This window comes from Collinsella sp. SGI.241 (assembly GCF_050312955.1).
In the GTDB taxonomy this organism is placed as follows: domain Bacteria; phylum Actinomycetota; class Coriobacteriia; order Coriobacteriales; family Coriobacteriaceae; genus Collinsella.
Genome location: NZ_JBNPKM010000001.1, coordinates 91,605 through 108,840, shown reverse-complemented (window position 1 = coordinate 108,840; position 17,236 = coordinate 91,605). Strand labels below are relative to the sequence as shown.

General features: G+C 59.2%; 13 protein-coding genes. 5 read left to right on the top strand and 8 right to left on the bottom strand.

Going from position 1 to position 17,236, the window contains the following annotated elements:
- Positions 1 to 121: 121 nt before the first annotated feature.
- Complete coding sequence (locus ACQQ92_RS00485) at positions 122 to 1,108, bottom strand: LacI family DNA-binding transcriptional regulator (RefSeq protein WP_427795563.1); 987 nt, start codon at positions 1,106 to 1,108, stop codon at positions 122 to 124.
- A 383-nt stretch (positions 1,109 to 1,491) separates the two neighbouring features.
- Between ACQQ92_RS00485 and ACQQ92_RS00480 the strand changes: the two genes are divergently transcribed.
- A complete protein-coding gene (locus tag ACQQ92_RS00480) occupies positions 1,492 to 2,697 on the top strand; it encodes a galactokinase (RefSeq protein WP_427795507.1) in 1,206 nt (401 codons plus the stop codon).
- Positions 2,688 to 4,316 carry a UDP-glucose--hexose-1-phosphate uridylyltransferase gene (locus ACQQ92_RS00475; protein ID WP_427795506.1) on the top strand — a complete coding sequence of 543 codons (1,629 nt, stop codon included), beginning with the start codon at positions 2,688 to 2,690 and terminating at the stop codon, positions 4,314 to 4,316. Before ACQQ92_RS00480 ends, ACQQ92_RS00475 begins: the two co-directional genes overlap by 10 nt.
- A 269-nt stretch (positions 4,317 to 4,585) precedes the next feature.
- Here ACQQ92_RS00475 and ACQQ92_RS00470 read toward each other — a convergent pair whose 3' ends face one another.
- The 6 genes from ACQQ92_RS00470 to ACQQ92_RS00445 form a co-directional block, all read right to left on the bottom strand.
- Positions 4,586 to 5,521: a hexose kinase gene (locus ACQQ92_RS00470; RefSeq protein WP_427795505.1), complete on the bottom strand. Its 936-nt coding sequence runs from the start codon at positions 5,519 to 5,521 to the stop codon at positions 4,586 to 4,588.
- Between the two features lie 342 nt (positions 5,522 to 5,863).
- A complete protein-coding gene (lacB, locus tag ACQQ92_RS00465; protein WP_196032983.1) occupies positions 5,864 to 6,388 on the bottom strand; it encodes a galactose-6-phosphate isomerase subunit LacB in 525 nt (174 codons plus the stop codon).
- 63 nt (positions 6,389 to 6,451) lie between these two features.
- Positions 6,452 to 6,880 carry a galactose-6-phosphate isomerase subunit LacA gene (gene lacA, locus ACQQ92_RS00460; RefSeq protein WP_006234830.1) on the bottom strand — a complete coding sequence of 143 codons (429 nt, stop codon included), beginning with the start codon at positions 6,878 to 6,880 and terminating at the stop codon, positions 6,452 to 6,454.
- Between the two features lie 310 nt (positions 6,881 to 7,190).
- Positions 7,191 to 8,201, bottom strand: coding sequence for a hypothetical protein (locus ACQQ92_RS00455; RefSeq protein WP_427747998.1), 1,011 nt, complete (start codon positions 8,199 to 8,201; stop codon positions 7,191 to 7,193).
- Positions 8,202 to 8,612: 411 nt separating this feature from the next.
- The gene (locus ACQQ92_RS00450; RefSeq protein ID WP_055252615.1) at positions 8,613 to 8,951 is read right to left on the bottom strand and encodes a PTS lactose/cellobiose transporter subunit IIA; all 339 of its coding nucleotides are present in this window, start codon (positions 8,949 to 8,951) and stop codon (positions 8,613 to 8,615) included.
- 214 nt (positions 8,952 to 9,165) lie between these two features.
- The gene (locus ACQQ92_RS00445; protein ID WP_427795504.1) at positions 9,166 to 10,170 is read right to left on the bottom strand and encodes a LacI family DNA-binding transcriptional regulator; all 1,005 of its coding nucleotides are present in this window, start codon (positions 10,168 to 10,170) and stop codon (positions 9,166 to 9,168) included.
- 357 nt (positions 10,171 to 10,527) lie between these two features.
- Between ACQQ92_RS00445 and ACQQ92_RS00440 the strand changes: the two genes are divergently transcribed.
- Together ACQQ92_RS00440 and lacG are read left to right on the top strand one after the other, a co-directional pair.
- A complete protein-coding gene (locus ACQQ92_RS00440; RefSeq protein WP_427728585.1) occupies positions 10,528 to 12,303 on the top strand; it encodes a lactose/cellobiose PTS transporter subunit IIB in 1,776 nt (591 codons plus the stop codon).
- Positions 12,304 to 12,369: 66 nt separating this feature from the next.
- On the top strand, positions 12,370 to 13,809 hold the full coding sequence (lacG, locus tag ACQQ92_RS00435) for a 6-phospho-beta-galactosidase (RefSeq protein WP_427795503.1): 1,440 nt from the start codon (positions 12,370 to 12,372) through the stop codon (positions 13,807 to 13,809).
- Between the two features lie 357 nt (positions 13,810 to 14,166).
- Here lacG and ACQQ92_RS00430 read toward each other — a convergent pair whose 3' ends face one another.
- On the bottom strand, positions 14,167 to 15,168 hold the full coding sequence (locus ACQQ92_RS00430) for a LacI family DNA-binding transcriptional regulator (protein ID WP_427795502.1): 1,002 nt from the start codon (positions 15,166 to 15,168) through the stop codon (positions 14,167 to 14,169).
- 285 nt (positions 15,169 to 15,453) lie between these two features.
- Here ACQQ92_RS00430 and ACQQ92_RS00425 point away from each other — a divergent pair, with 285 nt between their 5' ends.
- Entirely contained in the window at positions 15,454 to 17,232 is a 1,779-nt protein-coding gene (locus tag ACQQ92_RS00425) for a PTS lactose transporter subunit IIBC (protein WP_427795501.1), read from the top strand.
- Positions 17,233 to 17,236: the final 4 nt, after the last annotated feature.

Below are 17,236 nucleotides of genomic sequence, written 5' to 3'. Positions count from 1 at the left end.
GCCTCCTAGATAGACAAAATAACCTGTCTATCATAGCACTTGGCAGCATTCCAACTGTTGTCTGCCGGCATCCTTACCGATTGTTATTAAAATACGATAAATCGCCGTTTACCTGCCTAAACTATGAGCATGGCATCGCTGTGCTATGTCGGATAATGAGCTGGCCGGGAATACGAATAGCAACGGTTTTGCCCGCCGTACCCGCCTCGGGAACCGCGTGCTCAAACACCTCGCGTCCACGCTGATGTAAATCGAATCGAACGGTCGTGAGCTCGTTATGCGCGACAAAATCGTCGAGCGAATCGTCGACGCCCACCACGCTTACGTCCTCGGGCACGCGCAGGCCGCTATCACGCAGCGCGGTAATCGCGCCATTTGCCATCTGATCGTTTGCCGCATAAATCGCCGTCATGGTGCGATCGTGCTCGGCCAGGTACCTGCCGGCCTCGTAGCCGCTGTTGGCAGACCAGTCGCCCTCGAGCGGCGCCTGCGGCTTAATGTGCTTGTGCTCGAGCGCATCCTGCCAGCCGGCGCGACGAAATTGCTCGTCGACCGAGAACGACGGGCCGCCAATATAGCGAATTTGCTCGTGCCCCAGCTCAAACAGATGATCCATAAGCAAGAGCGAGCAGCCGTAATGGTCGGAGTCGACCGTGGTCACCCGCGGGTGCGCGTACATGGTAACAATAACCGTGCCAATGCCCGGCAGCGGATCAAACGTCTCAAAATCGGGCGCCATGCGGCTCATGCCGATGATGATGCCGTCCACCGGCAGCGCAGCCATACGACGCGTGGCCTCGGCAAGCGAAAACTCCTCGGTCTTGGACATCTCGACCAGCGTAATGGCGCAATTATGCTCGCGAGCAGCGCTGGCGATGCCGTCGATCATTGAGAGGTTGCCAAACTTGGTGATATCGTTGACGCACAGACCGACCGAATGGTAACGGCCGTCGCGCAGCGAGCGGCCGGCATAACTCGGACGAAAACCGAGCTCTTGCATAGCGGCCTGCACGCGCTGGCGCGTCTGCTCGTTAACGTTGGGCAAGCCGTTGGCGACGCGCGAAACCGTCTGCTGCGAAACACCGGCAGCGCGGGCGACGTCGGCCATGGAGACCGGACGCGTACCTGTATCGTTGGACGAGTGCCTTGCCACAGAATCACCTTCACCCTTGCGAGATCTGAATAGCGTGCATGCCGGCCCGGGCAGAAATACACCCCGCGCCGAGGCCCGCTATCGTCGGACGCATGTTAACGTACTCTACTTTTTCTATCTGCATCTCTTCTGCTTTATAAGTCCATACGGCGGTACCGTTCACGGCTGTAATTCTACCGACTACCGGATTCTCAAAAAGTGGCAAGCGTTGTGTTATGAGTACGTTAACATAGCCCGTAACGTGCGGCATCGTGAACACTTGGTTCATGCCGCTTCAAGTTGTTAACGTACTCATAGCGACGCAAAACTCACCCGTGCGCGCCAAGGAAAGGACTCCCATGACCACCCCCGACGAAAAGACACTCACCATGCTCACCAAGCTGTTTGAGGAGGAGTTTGGACCCATCGGCGACCGCCAGGTGCTCTACGTGCACGCGCCCGGGCGTTCTGAGATCAGCGGCAATCACACCGATCACGAGGGCGGCCATGTTATCGCCGGCTCGCTCGATGTCGCCGTTGACGGTATCGCCGTGGCAACCGACTCCAACAAGATCCGCGTCGCCGACGAGGGCTATCCCACCTTTGAGATCACGCTCGACACGCTGGATATTCAAGAGCCCGAGAAGGGCACGTCCGCGAGCCTCGTCCGCGGTATGGCCCACGAAATCGCCGCTCTGGGCGTTGAGCCCCAGGGCTTCGACTTCGCCTTCACCTGCTCCGTCCCCTCGGGCGGCGGCCTTTCCAGCTCTGCCGCCGTCGAGGCGGCGTACGGTCGTGCCATGGAGACGCTCTGGGGCGCACCCGCCATTGAGCCCGTCGCGCTCGCCCAGATGAGCCAGCGCACCGAGAACAACTATTACGGCAAGCCCTGCGGTCTGATGGACCAGGCCGCCGTTTGCTTGGGCGGCCTCGCCTACATGGACTTTGAGGACCAGGCTCAGCCTAAAACCCAGAAGCTCGAACTCAACTTTGAGGATCACGGCTATGCGCTCATGCTCGTTAAGGTTGGCGCCGACCATGTGGCAGCTACCGACGACTACGCCGCCGTTCCGCGCGAGATGCAGGACGTCGCCGCCGAGTTTGGCAAGACACGCCTGTGCGAGGTAAACGTGGCGGATTTTGACGCCAAGCTCCCTGAGCTACGCGCCAAGCTGGGCGACCGTGCCTGCTTGCGCGCCGTTCACTACTGGTACGAGAACGGCCTGGTCGATAAGCGCTGGGCAGCCCTTAGCGCCGGCGAAATCGACCAGTTCCTGGTCCTGACGCGCGAGTCCGGTGCCAGCTCCGCCATGTACCTGCAGAATGTCGTTGCCAAGCTGGGCTCCGAGCAGCCCTCGATGTATGCCCTAGCACTGGCTGAGCATGTGCTTGACGGCCGCGGCGCCGTCCGCATCCACGGCGGCGGCTTTGGTGGCACTATCCAGGCCTTCGTGCCGCTCGACCTGGTCGACACCTTCATCACCAAGATGAACGGCTGGCTGGGCGAGGGCTCTGCCCGCCACTACGCAATTTCTGACAAGGGGGCTTACGCGGCATGGCTGTAATGACTGATGTGCGCGAGGCCGCACAGGGCCTGATTGAGTATGCCATCCATCGATCCATGATCGGGCAGGATGACCGCATCTGGGCCTACAACACCATTCTCGAGTGCATCGGCGCCACGGGTCCCGCGCTCGACATGGCTTGGGCGATGCAGAACGAGAAGCTCTCGCTCTTGCACCCCGATATGCTCCCCAATTTTGACCTGGAGGGCACGCTTGCCGCGCTTTCCGAGGACGCCGTTGCCAACGGCGCTGCCGAGGACACGGCGTCGGGCCGTGACCGCATCGCCATGCGCATCATGGGCGCGCTCATGCCGAGGCCTTCGGTTGTAAACGAGGAGTTCAACGGACGCATGGGCGTCAACGAGCCCCGCGCCGCGACCGACTGGTTCTATGGTCTGTGCTGTGACGCCGGTTACGTGCGCCGCGCCGCCATCGCGCGCAATATCAAATGGAGCACCCCCACCAACTGGGGCGACCTGGAAATCACCATTAACCTGTCGAAGCCCGAGAAGGACCCGCGCGACATTGCCGCGGCCGGCGCCGCAAAGAACACGGGCGAGAAGTATCCCGCCTGTCAACTGTGCATCGAGAACGAGGGCTACCCTGGACGCTCCGCCGCAGCCGACGGCGGCGCCCATCCCGCTCGCCAGAACCTGCGCGTTATCCCCATCCAGCTCAACGGCGAGCGCTGGGGCTTCCAGTACAGCCCGTACGCGTACTTTAACGAGCACTGCATTGCTATGAGCTCCGAGCATCGCCCGATGCACGTCGACCGTAAGGGACTGACCTGCCTGTTCGATTTTGTGGACCTGTTCCCGCACTACTTTATTGGCTCCAACGCCGACCTGCCCATCGTAGGCGGCTCGATTCTGTCGCACGACCACTTCCAGGGCGGCGCGCACGAGTTCCCCATGATGCATGCCGCCGAGGTCTCGCAGTTTAACGTGCCCGGCTTTGACCAGGTCAGCGGCACCGTGTTGCTGTGGCCGCTCTCGGTGCTGAGACTGCGCTCGCACGACCGCGCCCAGCTGCTCGACGCCGCCGAGAAGATTATCCTCGCCTGGCGCGAGTGGACCGATGAGTCTGTGGGCGTCATCGCGCACACAGCCGACGGCGTGGCGCATAACACTGTGACGCCCGTCATCCGCCGCGTCGACTCTCGCGGCAATGCCGGCGGCAAGATCTACGAGGCCTACCTGGCGCTTCGCTGCAACATCACAACCGACGAGCATCCGCTGGGCGTATTTCACCCGCATGCCGAGTACCACCACATCAAGAAAGAGAACATCGGCTTGATCGAGGTCATGGGCCTGGCCATTTTGCCGCCGCGCTTGGTTCCCGAGCTCGGCGCTGTCCGCGAGCACTTGCTGGCAGCCAAGGCCGATGTCAGTTACGACCTTGCCGGCGCGCTCGAGTGCGACGACCTTTGCCGCAGCCACGCCGCATGGGCCGAGGATGTCTTTGCCCGCCGCGCCGACGAGCTTACGGCCGACAACGCCATCGACATCCTGCACGAGGAGGTCGGCATGGTGTTTGGCCACGTGCTCGACAACGCCGGCGTCTTTAAATGGGACGAAGCCGGTCGCGCCGCCCAGCAGCGCTTTATCAACTCGCTGTAATGATCCCTCTGGGACGGAGGAAAACGGATCATTTCGTCTTCAAGACAACGGCGCCCGCCGGCAACATCGCCGGCGGGCGCCGTTTTTGGTGCAAGGGCAGCTAATTTGGGACGGGGCTATTTTGACTACTTTGCATCTAGAAGTAGTCAAAATAGCCCCGTCCCAAATTAGCTGCCTCTCATGAGAGTGGAAAATCTCCCACTCTAAGCCCGCTTGCGAGCCCAAAATGGGAGATTATCCACTCTCGTTTTGTTCGGTACGCCGTAACTCTAAAGTTCGGTTACCTCTACGCTGTTGTAGACCTCGTCCCAGCGGTCCATGACCAGGTGGCCGGTCTTGGGATCCATGGCGTTGAGCTTGCCGCAGGTATTGGCGGTCTTGAGCACCGTGACGTCGTCGGCACCAGCAGCAATGGCATGCGCAAAACCGGCGATGGTCGAGTCACCGGAACCCGTCGCGTTCACAGCCGCAATCGCGGGCGTCTTGGCGCGGAACGCGCGGCCCTCATGGAAGCCCACCGAACCGGCAGCGCCCATCGAAACGACGACCCAGGGAATACCGGCAAAACGGTCATCGGCGGCAAGCGCCTCGCGCAGGGCATCGACATCATCAGTCGTAAAGGACGTACCCAGCAGGCCGTTAATCTCGGTCAGGTTGGGCTTTACGAGCTCGGGCTTAGCGTCGGACTCCAGCGCGGCCTCCAGCGATGCACCCGAGGTGTCGAGTAGCACCTTGGCGCCCGCCTCCTCGGCGATCTTAACGAGCTCGGCATAGTAGCCGGCATCGATGCCACGCGGCAGCGAGCCCGAAAGCGTCACAACGTCCGCCTTCGCTGCAAGCTCGGCGAACTTGGCCGTAAAGGCCTCGAGCTCGGTCGGGGCGATCTGCGGGCCGCTCTCCAAAAGCTCGGTCTGATTGCCCTCGTGCAGAATATTCAGGCAAATGCGCGTCTCGCCGGCAATGGGCACAAAGTCGTTCTTGACGCCGTCGGCATCCATGAGCTCGGCCATATAGGCACCCATGTGACCGCCAAGCAGGCCGGTTGCAAGTACGTCGTCGCCTAGCTGCAGCAGCACGCGGCTCACGTTGAGGCCCTTGCCGCCAGCGGTCTTTTCGGGCGTCACACGGTTAACATCGTCGATGACCAGCTTATCGAGCTGATAGCGCGTATCAATCGACGGGTTCATGGTAACAGTCAGAATCATATTGAACTCCTGTTTAAAAAACCGGCCCGCGCCCCATCACAGAAACGCGAGCCGTCAATTAAAAAGCTGCAGAATGCCGGGTCCGTCAATAACGAAGCACACAAGTCAAGCCAAGCAAACGTGTTATCGGAGCAGCTCGCCGAGCCAGAACGCTTCGCAACAACAGCGGTAACCCCGCAGGTACCCCCAACGTCAGCGAGAAGCCAGCTGGCGAGGCAAGGTGCCGTGAAGCGAGGCGGCATTGACCTTCTGGTCATGCCGTCGAAGCTGAACGGCAGATTGCCCGCCAGATGGCTTCGCAGCGTCGGCCGGTCCGGCGTTCGGTAGAACGCCGGAATCTCCTTAGTCGTGGTATTCGCCGCGGTCCCACTTCTCCAGGAACTCGTCAAAGAAGTGCGGGTCAGTCTGAGCCTCGGCGTCGGCCTTATTGCAAGCATCGATCTTGGCGATCAGGGCATCGTGCTCGGGGGTCTTCTCGTAAGGCTCCTCCAGGAAGGCAAGCATGATGTCGGCCATCAGGAACTCGCCGGTGATCTTGCCACCAAAGCCCACGATGTTGGCGTTGAGCTCACGACGGGCATACAGGGCAGAGGTCATGTCGCGAACCAGGGCGCAGCGGGCGCCGGGAACCTTGTTGACGGCGTTGGTGATGCCGATGCCGGTGCCGCACAGGGCCACGCCAAAGTCGGCCTTGCCGCTGGCAACAGCCTCGCCCACGGCCTTGCCGTAGATGGGATAGTGCGTACGGGTGTGGCTGTAGGTGCCGCAGTCGAGCACCTTGTAGCCAGCCTGCTCCAGGCGGTCGGCCAGATAGATCTTCTCGTCCGTAACGATATGGTCGCAACCGATTGCGATGGTCTTCTTCATCAGAACGTCCTTTCGTCTGAATTCACAAGTTGAGGTAGAAGTTCGAGTTCTCGGTGGCTCTCGTTAGGCCATCTTGTTGAGCATGTCGACACGGATCTGGTGACGGCCGCCGGCGTACTGTGCACGCAGGAACTCGCGGGCGATCTTCTTGGCGACCTCGGTGCCCACAACGCCCGGGCCCATGGTGACCATGCGCGAGCCGTTGTGCTCGCGGGTCATGTAGGCGGAACGCTCGTCGGAAATGTTGGCGACGACCATGCCCTTGATCTTGACGGCGGCCATATAGGAGCCGACACCGTACTTATCGAATGCGAAGCCCTGGGAATCCTTGTGCTCCAGCAGGTCCTTGGCAACGGCGGTAGCGGAATCGACAAAGTCCGCGGCAGGGGTCTCGGAATAGTCGACGACCTCGTGACCATCGGCGATGAGCATCTCCTTGATGGACTCCTTCATCGACATACCGTCGGCATCGGAAGCGATTACAACCCTCATGACATCCTCCTTGAGAGATACGCAGGTGCGTTGTTTCTGTTTGGAAGTGTTGAATCTCGTTCAGGTCCGGGCATCTGAATGTGCGATTCTTCACTGTTCATGTTTATTTGAACACATTCGAACAGTAACTGCAACAACTATTTGTTTATCTTTGTTCTTTTTTGAACAAATACCGTTCACGGATGATTGCTGACCGTTTGGACCGGGCGCGGGCGTAGCGACCATGTGTTCAACAAACAAAAGGGCGGCCGAGAACGTGTCTCGGCCGCCCTTCGGCGGTATTCCCCGGTATATACAGCTGTTTTAGCTACTAGGACTGCCCGCCCTTCTTGGCATGCTTGGACGGAGTGCCCAGAAAGCGGCCCGTCAAATAATTCGTCGGCCCGGAAATATCAATCCCCAGCAGTGTGTGCCCCAGCCACAAAAACGCCGCGAGCACCAGCAATGGGATAACGCACGAGGTCACTATCATCACGATGACGCCTTCGATCAGATCGGTCACCTGCTGCACAATCTCATCGGTCATCTGCTTGGCGCCGCTGGTCACCGTCGTGACGAGACCCGAGGCACCGTCGGCAAGCTGTTCAAGCACGTTCTTGGACTCTGCGGACTCAGTCTTTTTCTTGGTTGCTTTGGAGCTATCGCTATCTGCCGCACTCGCAGCGTCAGTCGCCTTTTGCTCGGCCGCCTCGATGCTCACTCGATACGTTTCATCGACCTTCTGCGACACCCATACGCTCGCGGGCACCAACACCATGCTAATGATGGCGACCACCAGCACACGCGTTGCCACGCGACGAATGACCGTGCTCGTGCTCCAGCGTCCGTGAATGCCAAGCGACGCTGCAAAGAGCACCAGCGCAAACGGGATCAGGATGCCAAGGCCAACCGACCACAAAATCGTGAGTAAATATTTCTCTAGGTATAGCACGGCAAGCACGATACCAAGATTACCCGAAAGCTGAGCGAGCTGCTCAGCAACCGGCGTTCCCGTATCGCCCGGCAGCGCAGTGATACCCGCAGATAGGGCGACGCACGAGGTCGTGAGCGCCAATACATTGCCCTTCTTTTGATCGATGACCTCGATGGTAGAGTCCCAAGTCTTGGTATCGGCAAAATGCGGACGAGCCACAAACCCCGACAGCAGCGCCAGTGCCACGAGCGCAACGATGAGGCCAATCTGCAGTTTTTTGTTTGCGCACACGACATCGGATAGGCTGGGCTGCAGCTCGGTCACCGTTGTTTGCTCGGTTATCTGGACAGGACGCCCATGAGCCATCTCGCTCGCGTCTCTCTTTTGAATCGATCCGTTGTCCGGCATTTGGATACCTCCTCATTCCGGCCTGTATTGCGGATGGAAGTATACCCACCCAGCGAAAAACCGAACGGCAAGAGGCGCAACAGACTGCTGCATGGCCTGCCCGCCATGAAATGGGCCCATCTACTACGTTTAACCGCCTATCTCCGACCATGCCCCGTGGCGTAAAAACAAAACCACAGGTAGAACGCTTGCAGTTTTTCATGAAACGCAGGTGTGTTCGGGGGTATCGGGTTAAACGTAGTAGATGCGCCAGTTTCGTGGCGACGCTGCCAACCGATCCCCTGGGGACGGAGGAGAACGGATCATTTTGGGCCGTCAGCCCCTATTTCACCGCAACTTGGAGGAGGACAGAAAAAGCCCTGCTGCGGGTAGCGGCAGGACTTTTGGAAGGGGCTTGGTTGTGAGGGCTCGTTAGGCGAGCTTGGCCTCGAGCTCGGCGATGCGCTTGTAGGCATCGATGGTAAAGCGGGCCTGCTTCTCCAAGATCATAGTGGTCATGAGGGTGTCCTGAGCGTGAGCCATGATGAAGGTCATCTCCATCTCGCCGCCGCCGGCCTCCTGCGAAAGCAGCTTGGTCTGCGTGTCGTGGGCGCCGATGAGTGCATCGCTGGCATCCTTGTGCAGCTGTTCGGCCTTCTCAAAGTCACCCTCGCGAGCAGCATCGAGCGCTGCAAGCAGATCGGTCTGGGCGTCACCTGCGTATGCGACAATCTCGAATCCAACCATCGAGATTTCTTCTTTGGTTGCCATATTGCGTTCCTTTCACATATGAACCAACGGAGAGCATCGCGTCCGGGCATCCGCGCTGCGCTGTGTATGACAGAAACATTAACATTCAAACAAAAAAGAACAATACAAAACGTAATTTCGAGCTATGAACGGTCACTTTTAACCCGCGAACGGTTTCCAAACCATTTCGAACAATATCAAACATGATTAACGGAAACCCAAACAGGACCGCGCCCTAACGCAAATCGCGCACCGTATCGCCCTCTACGAGCACGCCGGGGATCAGCATGTGCTCCACGCCAGACGCAACTCCCTCGGCGCCGGCGATCTTGTCGACTGCCCACATGCCGACACGCTTGTTGTCAAAGCGCACGGTGGTCAGGCGACGATCGGGCACGATGTCGCCCAGACTATCATCAACCCCCACCACGCTCACGTCCTCGGGCACACGCCTTCCGCGCGACTCGAGTCCGCGAATGCAGCCGTAGGCCATGGCGTCATTGGAGGCATAGATGGCAGTACAGGTCGGATCGTCCGCCAGAGCCTGGCCTGCGGCATATCCACTCCGCGCCGTCCAGTCGCCACGGATGAGTCGCGGCAGCTCAATACCATGCGCGCGCAATGTCTCGCGCCAGCCCTCCTCGCGCTGCATGCCCGAAAGCGAGCGTTCGGGACACGAGATAAAGTGCACGGTCTTGTGTCCCTGCCCCAGCAAGTACTCGACAACCTGGCGCGAACAATCGAACTGATCGTTATCGACCGTCGAGCACAGCGGGTGCTCCAGCATGGTAACGAGCACCGTCTGCATACCAGGCAGCGGCTCAAAGGTGCCAAAGTCCGCCGGCATGCGATTCATGATCACAACCATGCCGTCTACCGGCAGTGCGCTCATGCGCGACGATGCGCTCTCGAGGGTATAGGGATGTCCATCTACTTTAGTGAGGGTAATGGCGTAGCCGTGCTTATCGGCGGCGGCGGCAAAGCCCTCCATACGGTCGAGGTTGCCGGTACCGGTAATGTTGAACATGGCGACGCCGACGGTCTTAAACTTGCCGCGGCGCAGCGATCGACCGGCAAAATTGGGGCGATACCCCAGCTCGCGCATGGCGGCACGCACGCGCTCCTTGGTCTCGGGGCGCACGCTGGGCGAATCGTGGACGGTGCGCGAGACCGTCTGTTCTGAGACGCCCGCGAGGCGCGCCACATCCTTAACGGAAACCGATTTTTTAACAGCGGCCATAGGTCGATCTTTCTATGTCAACGATGCCATTGGTGGCACCCTACGCAGTCAAATGAAACGTCTTCAAGTATATCTAACGCCTCACCCACCATACGCTCACCACCCAAAACCTACCGTTCACCGACATTTTTGCTTCCCCGAACGGCTTTTATCGCCCAAATGTTAACGTTGCCATTGTGCAAACACAGAGCCACCGGGCGGCTCAAACGTTTACGCGCAAGAAATCGACGGTCCGCAGGCACAGGGGCCATCGGTTCGCATCTTATTTTGTGTCACAAAATGGCAACGTCAGCATTTTGGCAACCAAACGTCAAAAGCTACCATCGTTGCTAACCCACCGACTCTTAGGAGCTTTGCATGGAGCAACTCATCGCCACCATCGAAAAGGGCCAGCCCTTTTTCAACGCGATCGCCCGCAACAAGTACCTCAAGGCGATCCGCGACGGTTTTATCTCCGTCATCCCCATCATCATCTTCTCGTCCATCTTTTGCCTGGTAGCCTCGGTCCCCAACATCTGGGGTTTCTACTGGCCCGATGACATCAACAACGCCCTGTGGAAGTGCTACAACTACTCCATGGGCATCCTGGCCATCGCCTGCGCCGCTACCACGGCCAAGCATTTCGCCGACGCCCAGAACCGCGATCTGCCCAAGAATAACCAGATCAACTTTATCTCGTGCATGTGCGCGGCCATCATCGGCTTCTTGCTCCTTTCGAGCGACACCATCGCCACGGATGCCGCCAGTGGCTTCAACACCACCTACCTTGGTTCCAAGGGCCTACTGACCGCCTTCATCGCTGCGTTTGTGACCGGCATCATCTACAAGTTCTTTATCAAGCGCAACATCACCGTCAAGATGCCCGAGCAGGTTCCGCCCAACATCTCGCAGACCTTTAAGGACATCATCCCCTTCTCCGTCTGCATCACCGTCTTTTGGGTCTTTGACATCGTCTTCCGCGCTGCCTTTGGCTTCTGCTTTGCCCAGGGCGTCATCCAGGTGTTCCAGCCCCTGTTCACCGCTGCCGACGGCTACATCGGCCTTGCTGTGATTTACGGCGCCATGAGCCTGTTCTGGTTCGTGGGCGTCCACGGCCCCTCGATCGTCGAGCCCGCCATCGCCGCCGCCCTCGTTGCCAACATGACCGACAACCTGGCTGCGTTCCAGGCCGGCCAGCACGCTTCCGCTGTCCTGACCCAGGGTGCCCAGTACTTCGTCGTCTGCATGGGCGGCACCGGCGCCACGCTCGTCCTGGTCTTTATGTTCTGCTTCCTGGCCAAGTCCCAGGAGATGCGCGCTGTCGGTAAGGCCGCCATCGTCCCCGTGTGCTTTGCCGTCAACGAGCCGCTGCTGTTCGCCGCGCCTATCGTGCTCAACCCCGTCTTCTTTGTCCCGTTTGTCTTTGCCCCGATCGCCAACATCTGGATCCTCAAGATCTTTATCGACTTCTTGGGCATGAACGGCTTTATGTACACCCTGCCTTGGACCGTCCCCGGCCCCATCGGCACCATCATGGGCCTGGGCTTCCAGCCGCTCGCCTTTGTGATGCTCGCCCTTATCCTGGTCGTCGACTTCGTTCTGTACTATCCGTTCTTCCGTGCCTATGACGCCCAGAAGTGCGCCGAGGAGGCCGAGATTTCCCAGGAGGAGCTCGCCGCCAAGAACGCCGAGAAGGCCGCCAAGCTCAACGATGCCTTCCAGGGCAAGGCCGACGCCAAGAGCGTTGCCGCCGGCGCTGCTGCCGAGGCCGTGGAAGCCGGCGCTCCCGCCGCTTCCGCAGCACCCGCTGCCGAGGCAACGGCCACCAGCGACCTCAACGGCAAACGCGTGCTCGTGCTCTGCCAGGGTGGCGGTACCTCGGGCCTGCTCGCCAACGCGCTGGCCAAGGCCGCCAAGGAGCGCGGCATCAATCTTGAAACCGCTGCCGAGGCCTATGGCAACCACGTGGACATGCTCCCCGACTTCGATCTGGTCGTCCTGGCCCCGCAAGCCGCAAGCTACCTGGCCGACCTGCAGAAGGACTGCGAGCGCGTGGGCAACAAGTGCGTCGCCTGCCGCGGTAAGCAGTACATTGAGCTTTCCCAGAACGGCGATAAGTCTCTCGCCTTCGTAAGCGAGCAACTCTCGAAGTAAGTAACGCACAGGGCCAGCCGACCATCCAAGACCGGCTGGCCCTTCGATTTAGACGATTGGATCATCATGCCCGTTAACCCTGCTAGCGTCACCAACCCGCCTGCGCAGTTTCCCGAGGACTTTGTCTTTGGCGGCGCCACTGCTGCCTACCAGGTAGAGGGCGAGACCCGCACCCACGGTAAAGGCAAGGTTGCCTGGGACGACTTCCTGGAGGCCCAGGGGCGCTTTTCCCCCGATCCCGCTTCGGACTTCTACAACCAGTACCCCGTCGATCTGGAGCTGTGCGAGGAGTTCGGCATCAACGGCATTCGCCTCTCCATTGCCTGGAGCCGCATCTTCCCCAACGGCACCGGCGAGATCAACCCCGAGGGCGTGCAGTTCTACCACGATCTCTTCGCCGAGTGCCACAAGCACCACGTTGAGCCGTTTGTCACGCTGCATCACTTCGACACGCCGCTTGCCCTCTTTGAGAAGGGCGACTTCCTCAACCGCGAGACCATCGATGCCTTTGTGGACTTTGCCACCTTCTGCTTTAAGGAGTACGCCGACCAGGTGACCTACTGGTTCACCTTTAACGAGATTTGGGCCGATGCCTCCAACACCTACATCGAGGGCACCTTCCCCGGCGGCGTCAAGGCGCATCTGGCCGAGGCTTTCCAGTGCGAGCACAACATGATGCTCGCCCACGCCAAGGCCGTACTGGCCTTCCACAACGGCGGTTTTAAGGGCAAGATCGGCGTCATTCAGTCGTTGGAGTTTAAGTATCCGCTCAACGAGAACGACCCCGCCGACATCAAAGCCGCCAACAACGAGCACGTGTTGCAGAACCAGTTCTTGCTCGACGCCACCTTCCGAGGCGACTACGCGCCCGACACCCTCGAATGCGCCAACCGTCTGGCTGCCGTCTCGGGCGGCACCATCGAGATCTTGGACGAGGACCTCGAGATTATGCGCGAGGCCGCGCTCTACAACGACTACCTGGGCGTCAACAACTACCAGTGCCGCTTCTTGAAGGCTTACGACGGCGAGAACGACCTGCACCACAACGGTACGGGCGAGAAGGGCACCGGCCGCTGGCGCGTTAAGGGTATTGGCGAGCACGTGAACAAGCCTGGCATCCCCACCACCGACTGGGACTGGATCATCTATCCCGAGGGCCTGTTCGATCTGCTCGTCTACATTAAGCAGCGCTACCCCAACTACAAGCAGATCTTCATTACAGAAAACGGCATGGGCTACAAGGATCCCTACAAGGACGGTTTTGTGGACGATCAGCCGCGCATCGACTACATCGAGCAGCACTTGCGCTGGCTGCTCAAGGCCATGGAGGTGGGCGTCAACGTGGGCGGCTACTTCCTGTGGAGTCTGCAGGATCAGTTCTCCTGGACCAATGGTTACAACAAGCGCTATGGCTTCTTCTACGTTGACTTTGAAACCCAGAAGCGCACGCCCAAGGCAAGCGCCTACTGGTACAAGCACGTGGCGCAGACCCGTCGTCTGGACTAGCGGCTGGCGACCAGCGGAATTGCCCCGCTCACATAACCTGTCCCCATTTCTCAGCCGGGGGTGGCACGTCACACGGCGCGCCGCCCCCGGCCTTTTGTTTTTGTTCGGCTGGGGGGCCGTTTGTCTCGATCTGTAACATCTAGCCGAGTTTTTGGTCCCTAGCTGTTACAAATCAAGACAAACCGGGAAGACGGGGCCGAATTGTCTAAATCTGTAACACTAAAACCGGTTTTGGACGTCTGGTTGTTACAGATTGAGATAAACGCACAGGACAATCCTCTCAATCTCGATCTGTAACATCTAGCCGAGTATTTCGGTCCTAACTGTTACAGATTGAGATGAACGAGCTGAGCACGTCTACGCCCGCAGGTCCTTTACGCTGGAACGCTCGATCAGCACGCCCGACACAAGCGTACGGCTTCTGGAGCTCGGAGCCTCAAGACCTGCGACGACCTCGTTAAGTGCACGGATGCCCAGCTCGCGATGGCGAAACTTCACCGACGTCAGAATCGAGTTGGGAATCGTCTTGTAGAGCTCATCGTCGAAGCCGATCACGGACACGTCGTCGGGCACACTGAGCCCTTTGTCACGTAGAGCCATCATCACGCCGTTTGCCATGCAGTCGTTAGCAGCGAGGACCGCCGTGCAATCGGGTTTATCGGCAAGCACAAGGCCCGCGGCATAGCCACTATCCGCATTCCAATCACCTTGCAGAGGCTCGGGCGGCTCAATGCCACGCGTCTCGAGTGCCGCACGCCAACCTTTCATACGGCACTGGCTCGACAGCGACTCTTTCTTACCAGAAACGAAATACACGTTCTTGTGCCCGTGATTCAAGAAGTACTCGCACGCCATGCGCGCGCCGCCCTCTTGGTCGTCACTGACGGTAGAGCAGGTAGGATGCTCCATCGGTGTGATAATCACCGTCTTGAGGTCTTTCGGCGCCTCAAAGGTATCAAAGTCATCGACCATCTGACGTAGGTTGAAGATCATGCCATCAACAGGCAGCTGCGACATCCTGCGCGCCGCTTCGGCAAGGGTCATCTTCTCCCCCGCCCGCTTTTTGATCATCGTGAGCGCAAAGCCTCGCTCTTCGGCGGCATCGGCGATACCGTCAATCATGTCCACGGCGCCGCCCGACAAGTGGAACATCACCACGCCGATGCACCCGTAACGGCCCAACTTGAGTGAACGCGCGGCAAAGTTCGCCCGGAACCCAAGCGCCTCCATGGCAGCATGGACCCTATCGCGTGTCGACTCTCGTACGCTATCGGGCTCGTTGATTACGCGCGACACCGTCTTGAGAGAAACGCCCGCGGCAATCGCCACATCATTCATTGAGACATTTTTCTTGTCCATCGTTGCCACTGCTTCTCCAGTCGGTTCTCTATCGCTTGTTTTTTTGTGTTCTAGCATATACTACCTGCCTGACTGATAAATCAGCCGTTTATCGGACGATATCGACCGTTCACCTGTAAATCCTTGTTGCTCATCCAAAAATGTCTTACGTTGTCATTAACGAAATGACAACGTTGTCATTTCGCAATGCCTTCCTTAAGCGGGAAGGTTTCCGGGCAGTCCTGACCATCCATCGACGACCAGTTCCATCCACATGCATCGCGCATCAAGTAGCAAAGGAGCTCTATGGACGCCATCGTAAAGATGCTCGAAAAGCATCAACCGTTCTTTGAGAAGATCTCGAGGAACATCTACCTCCAGGCCATCAAGGACGGATTCCTTGGGTGCATGCCCATTGTCCTCACCTCTTCGATCTTCCTGTTGATCGCCACCCTTCCTGGCGTAGTTGGCATCACGCTGCACCAGCCGCTCATCGACTGGTGCAACAAGCTGTACAACTTCACCATGGGCGTCATGGGCATCATGGTCGCCGGTACCACCGCCAAGAACTTTACGGCTTCCATGAACCGTCGCATGCCCGCCGGCAAGGTGCTCAACGACGGCTCCACCATGGTAGCCGCCCAGTGCAGCATGCTGCTGCTCGCTGTTACGCAGTTCACCACCAAGTTCGACGGCTCCGAGCTTTCGGTCTTCGATTGCACCAGCATGGGTACGCGCGGTCTGTTCTCGGCCTATATCGCCGCGTTCATTACCGTGTGGGTCTATAAGTTCTGCGTCTCGCGCGATCTGACCATTAAGCTGCCCAAGGAGGTTCCGGGCGCCATCGCTCAGAACTTCCGCGACATCATCCCCTTTGGCGGCGCCGTCATCATCTGCGGCATCATCGATGTCGTCGTGCGCAACCTCATGGGCGTTCCGTTCTCCGAGCTGCTCATCAAACTGCTCTCCCCGCTCTTTACCGCTGCAGAAACCTATCCTGGCCTTATCCTTATCCAGGCAGCCACCGCGTTCTTCTGGTTCATCGGTGTCCATGGTCCTTCGATTGTCCAGCCGGGCATCGACCCCATCCGTCTTGCCAACCAGGCCGAGAACCTGCAGGTTCTGCTGGCCGGTGGTCACCCCGCCCATTCCCTCACCTTTAACATGTCGCTCGTGGGTGAGTTCGGCGGCACCGGCGCCACGTTCATCGTGCCGCTTCTGCTGATTCTCTTTATGAAGTCCAAGCAGCTCAAAGCCGTCGGTAAGGCCTCGATCGTACCGGTCGCCTTTGCTGTCAACGAGCCGCTGCTCTTTGGCGCGCCCATGATCCTCAACCCCTACATGCTCATCCCCTTTGTTGCTGCCGGCTGCGTCAATGTGAGTGTTGCCAAGTTCTTTATCGATAACGTGGGTATGAACGGCTTCTCCTTCGTGGTGCCTTGGGCCACCCCCGCCCCCATCGGCATTTTCATCACCACAAACTTCCAGCTTATCGCCCTAGTATTTGTCGCGATCATCATCTTGCTGGACGCCATCATCTACCTGCCGTTCTTGAAGGCATACGACAAGCTGCTCTGCGACCAGGAGGCCGAGCGCGCCGCCGAGCTGGGTCTTGAGTCCGATGGTGCTGCCACCATCGCCGCCAGCACCTCCGCACCCGCTGTCGAGCAGGCTACCGCTTCCGTCGAGCCGACCGCCGCTGCCACCGACAGCAAGCCTGTCGCCGATCAGCCCGAGCCCGCCGCCGATGCATCCGCCAAGAAGGATGTCGACGGTCTGAAGGTCCTCGTCCTGTGCGCCGGCGCCGGCACCTCTGCCATGCTTGCCAACGCCATCAAGGAAGGTGCCGCGCAGACCGGAGAGAACATCGCTTCCTCCGCGGGCGCTTATGGCCAGCACACTGCCATCATGGATCAGTACGACGTTATCGTGCTTGCCCCGCAGGTCCGTAGCTACTACAACGACATGAAGGCCGACACCGATCGTCTGGGCATTAAGCTGCTCGCCCCGCGCGGTAAGGAATATATCGACCTTACCCGCGACCCCGCTGGCGCCATCAAGTGGCTCCGCGAGAACCTCGACTAGCTCC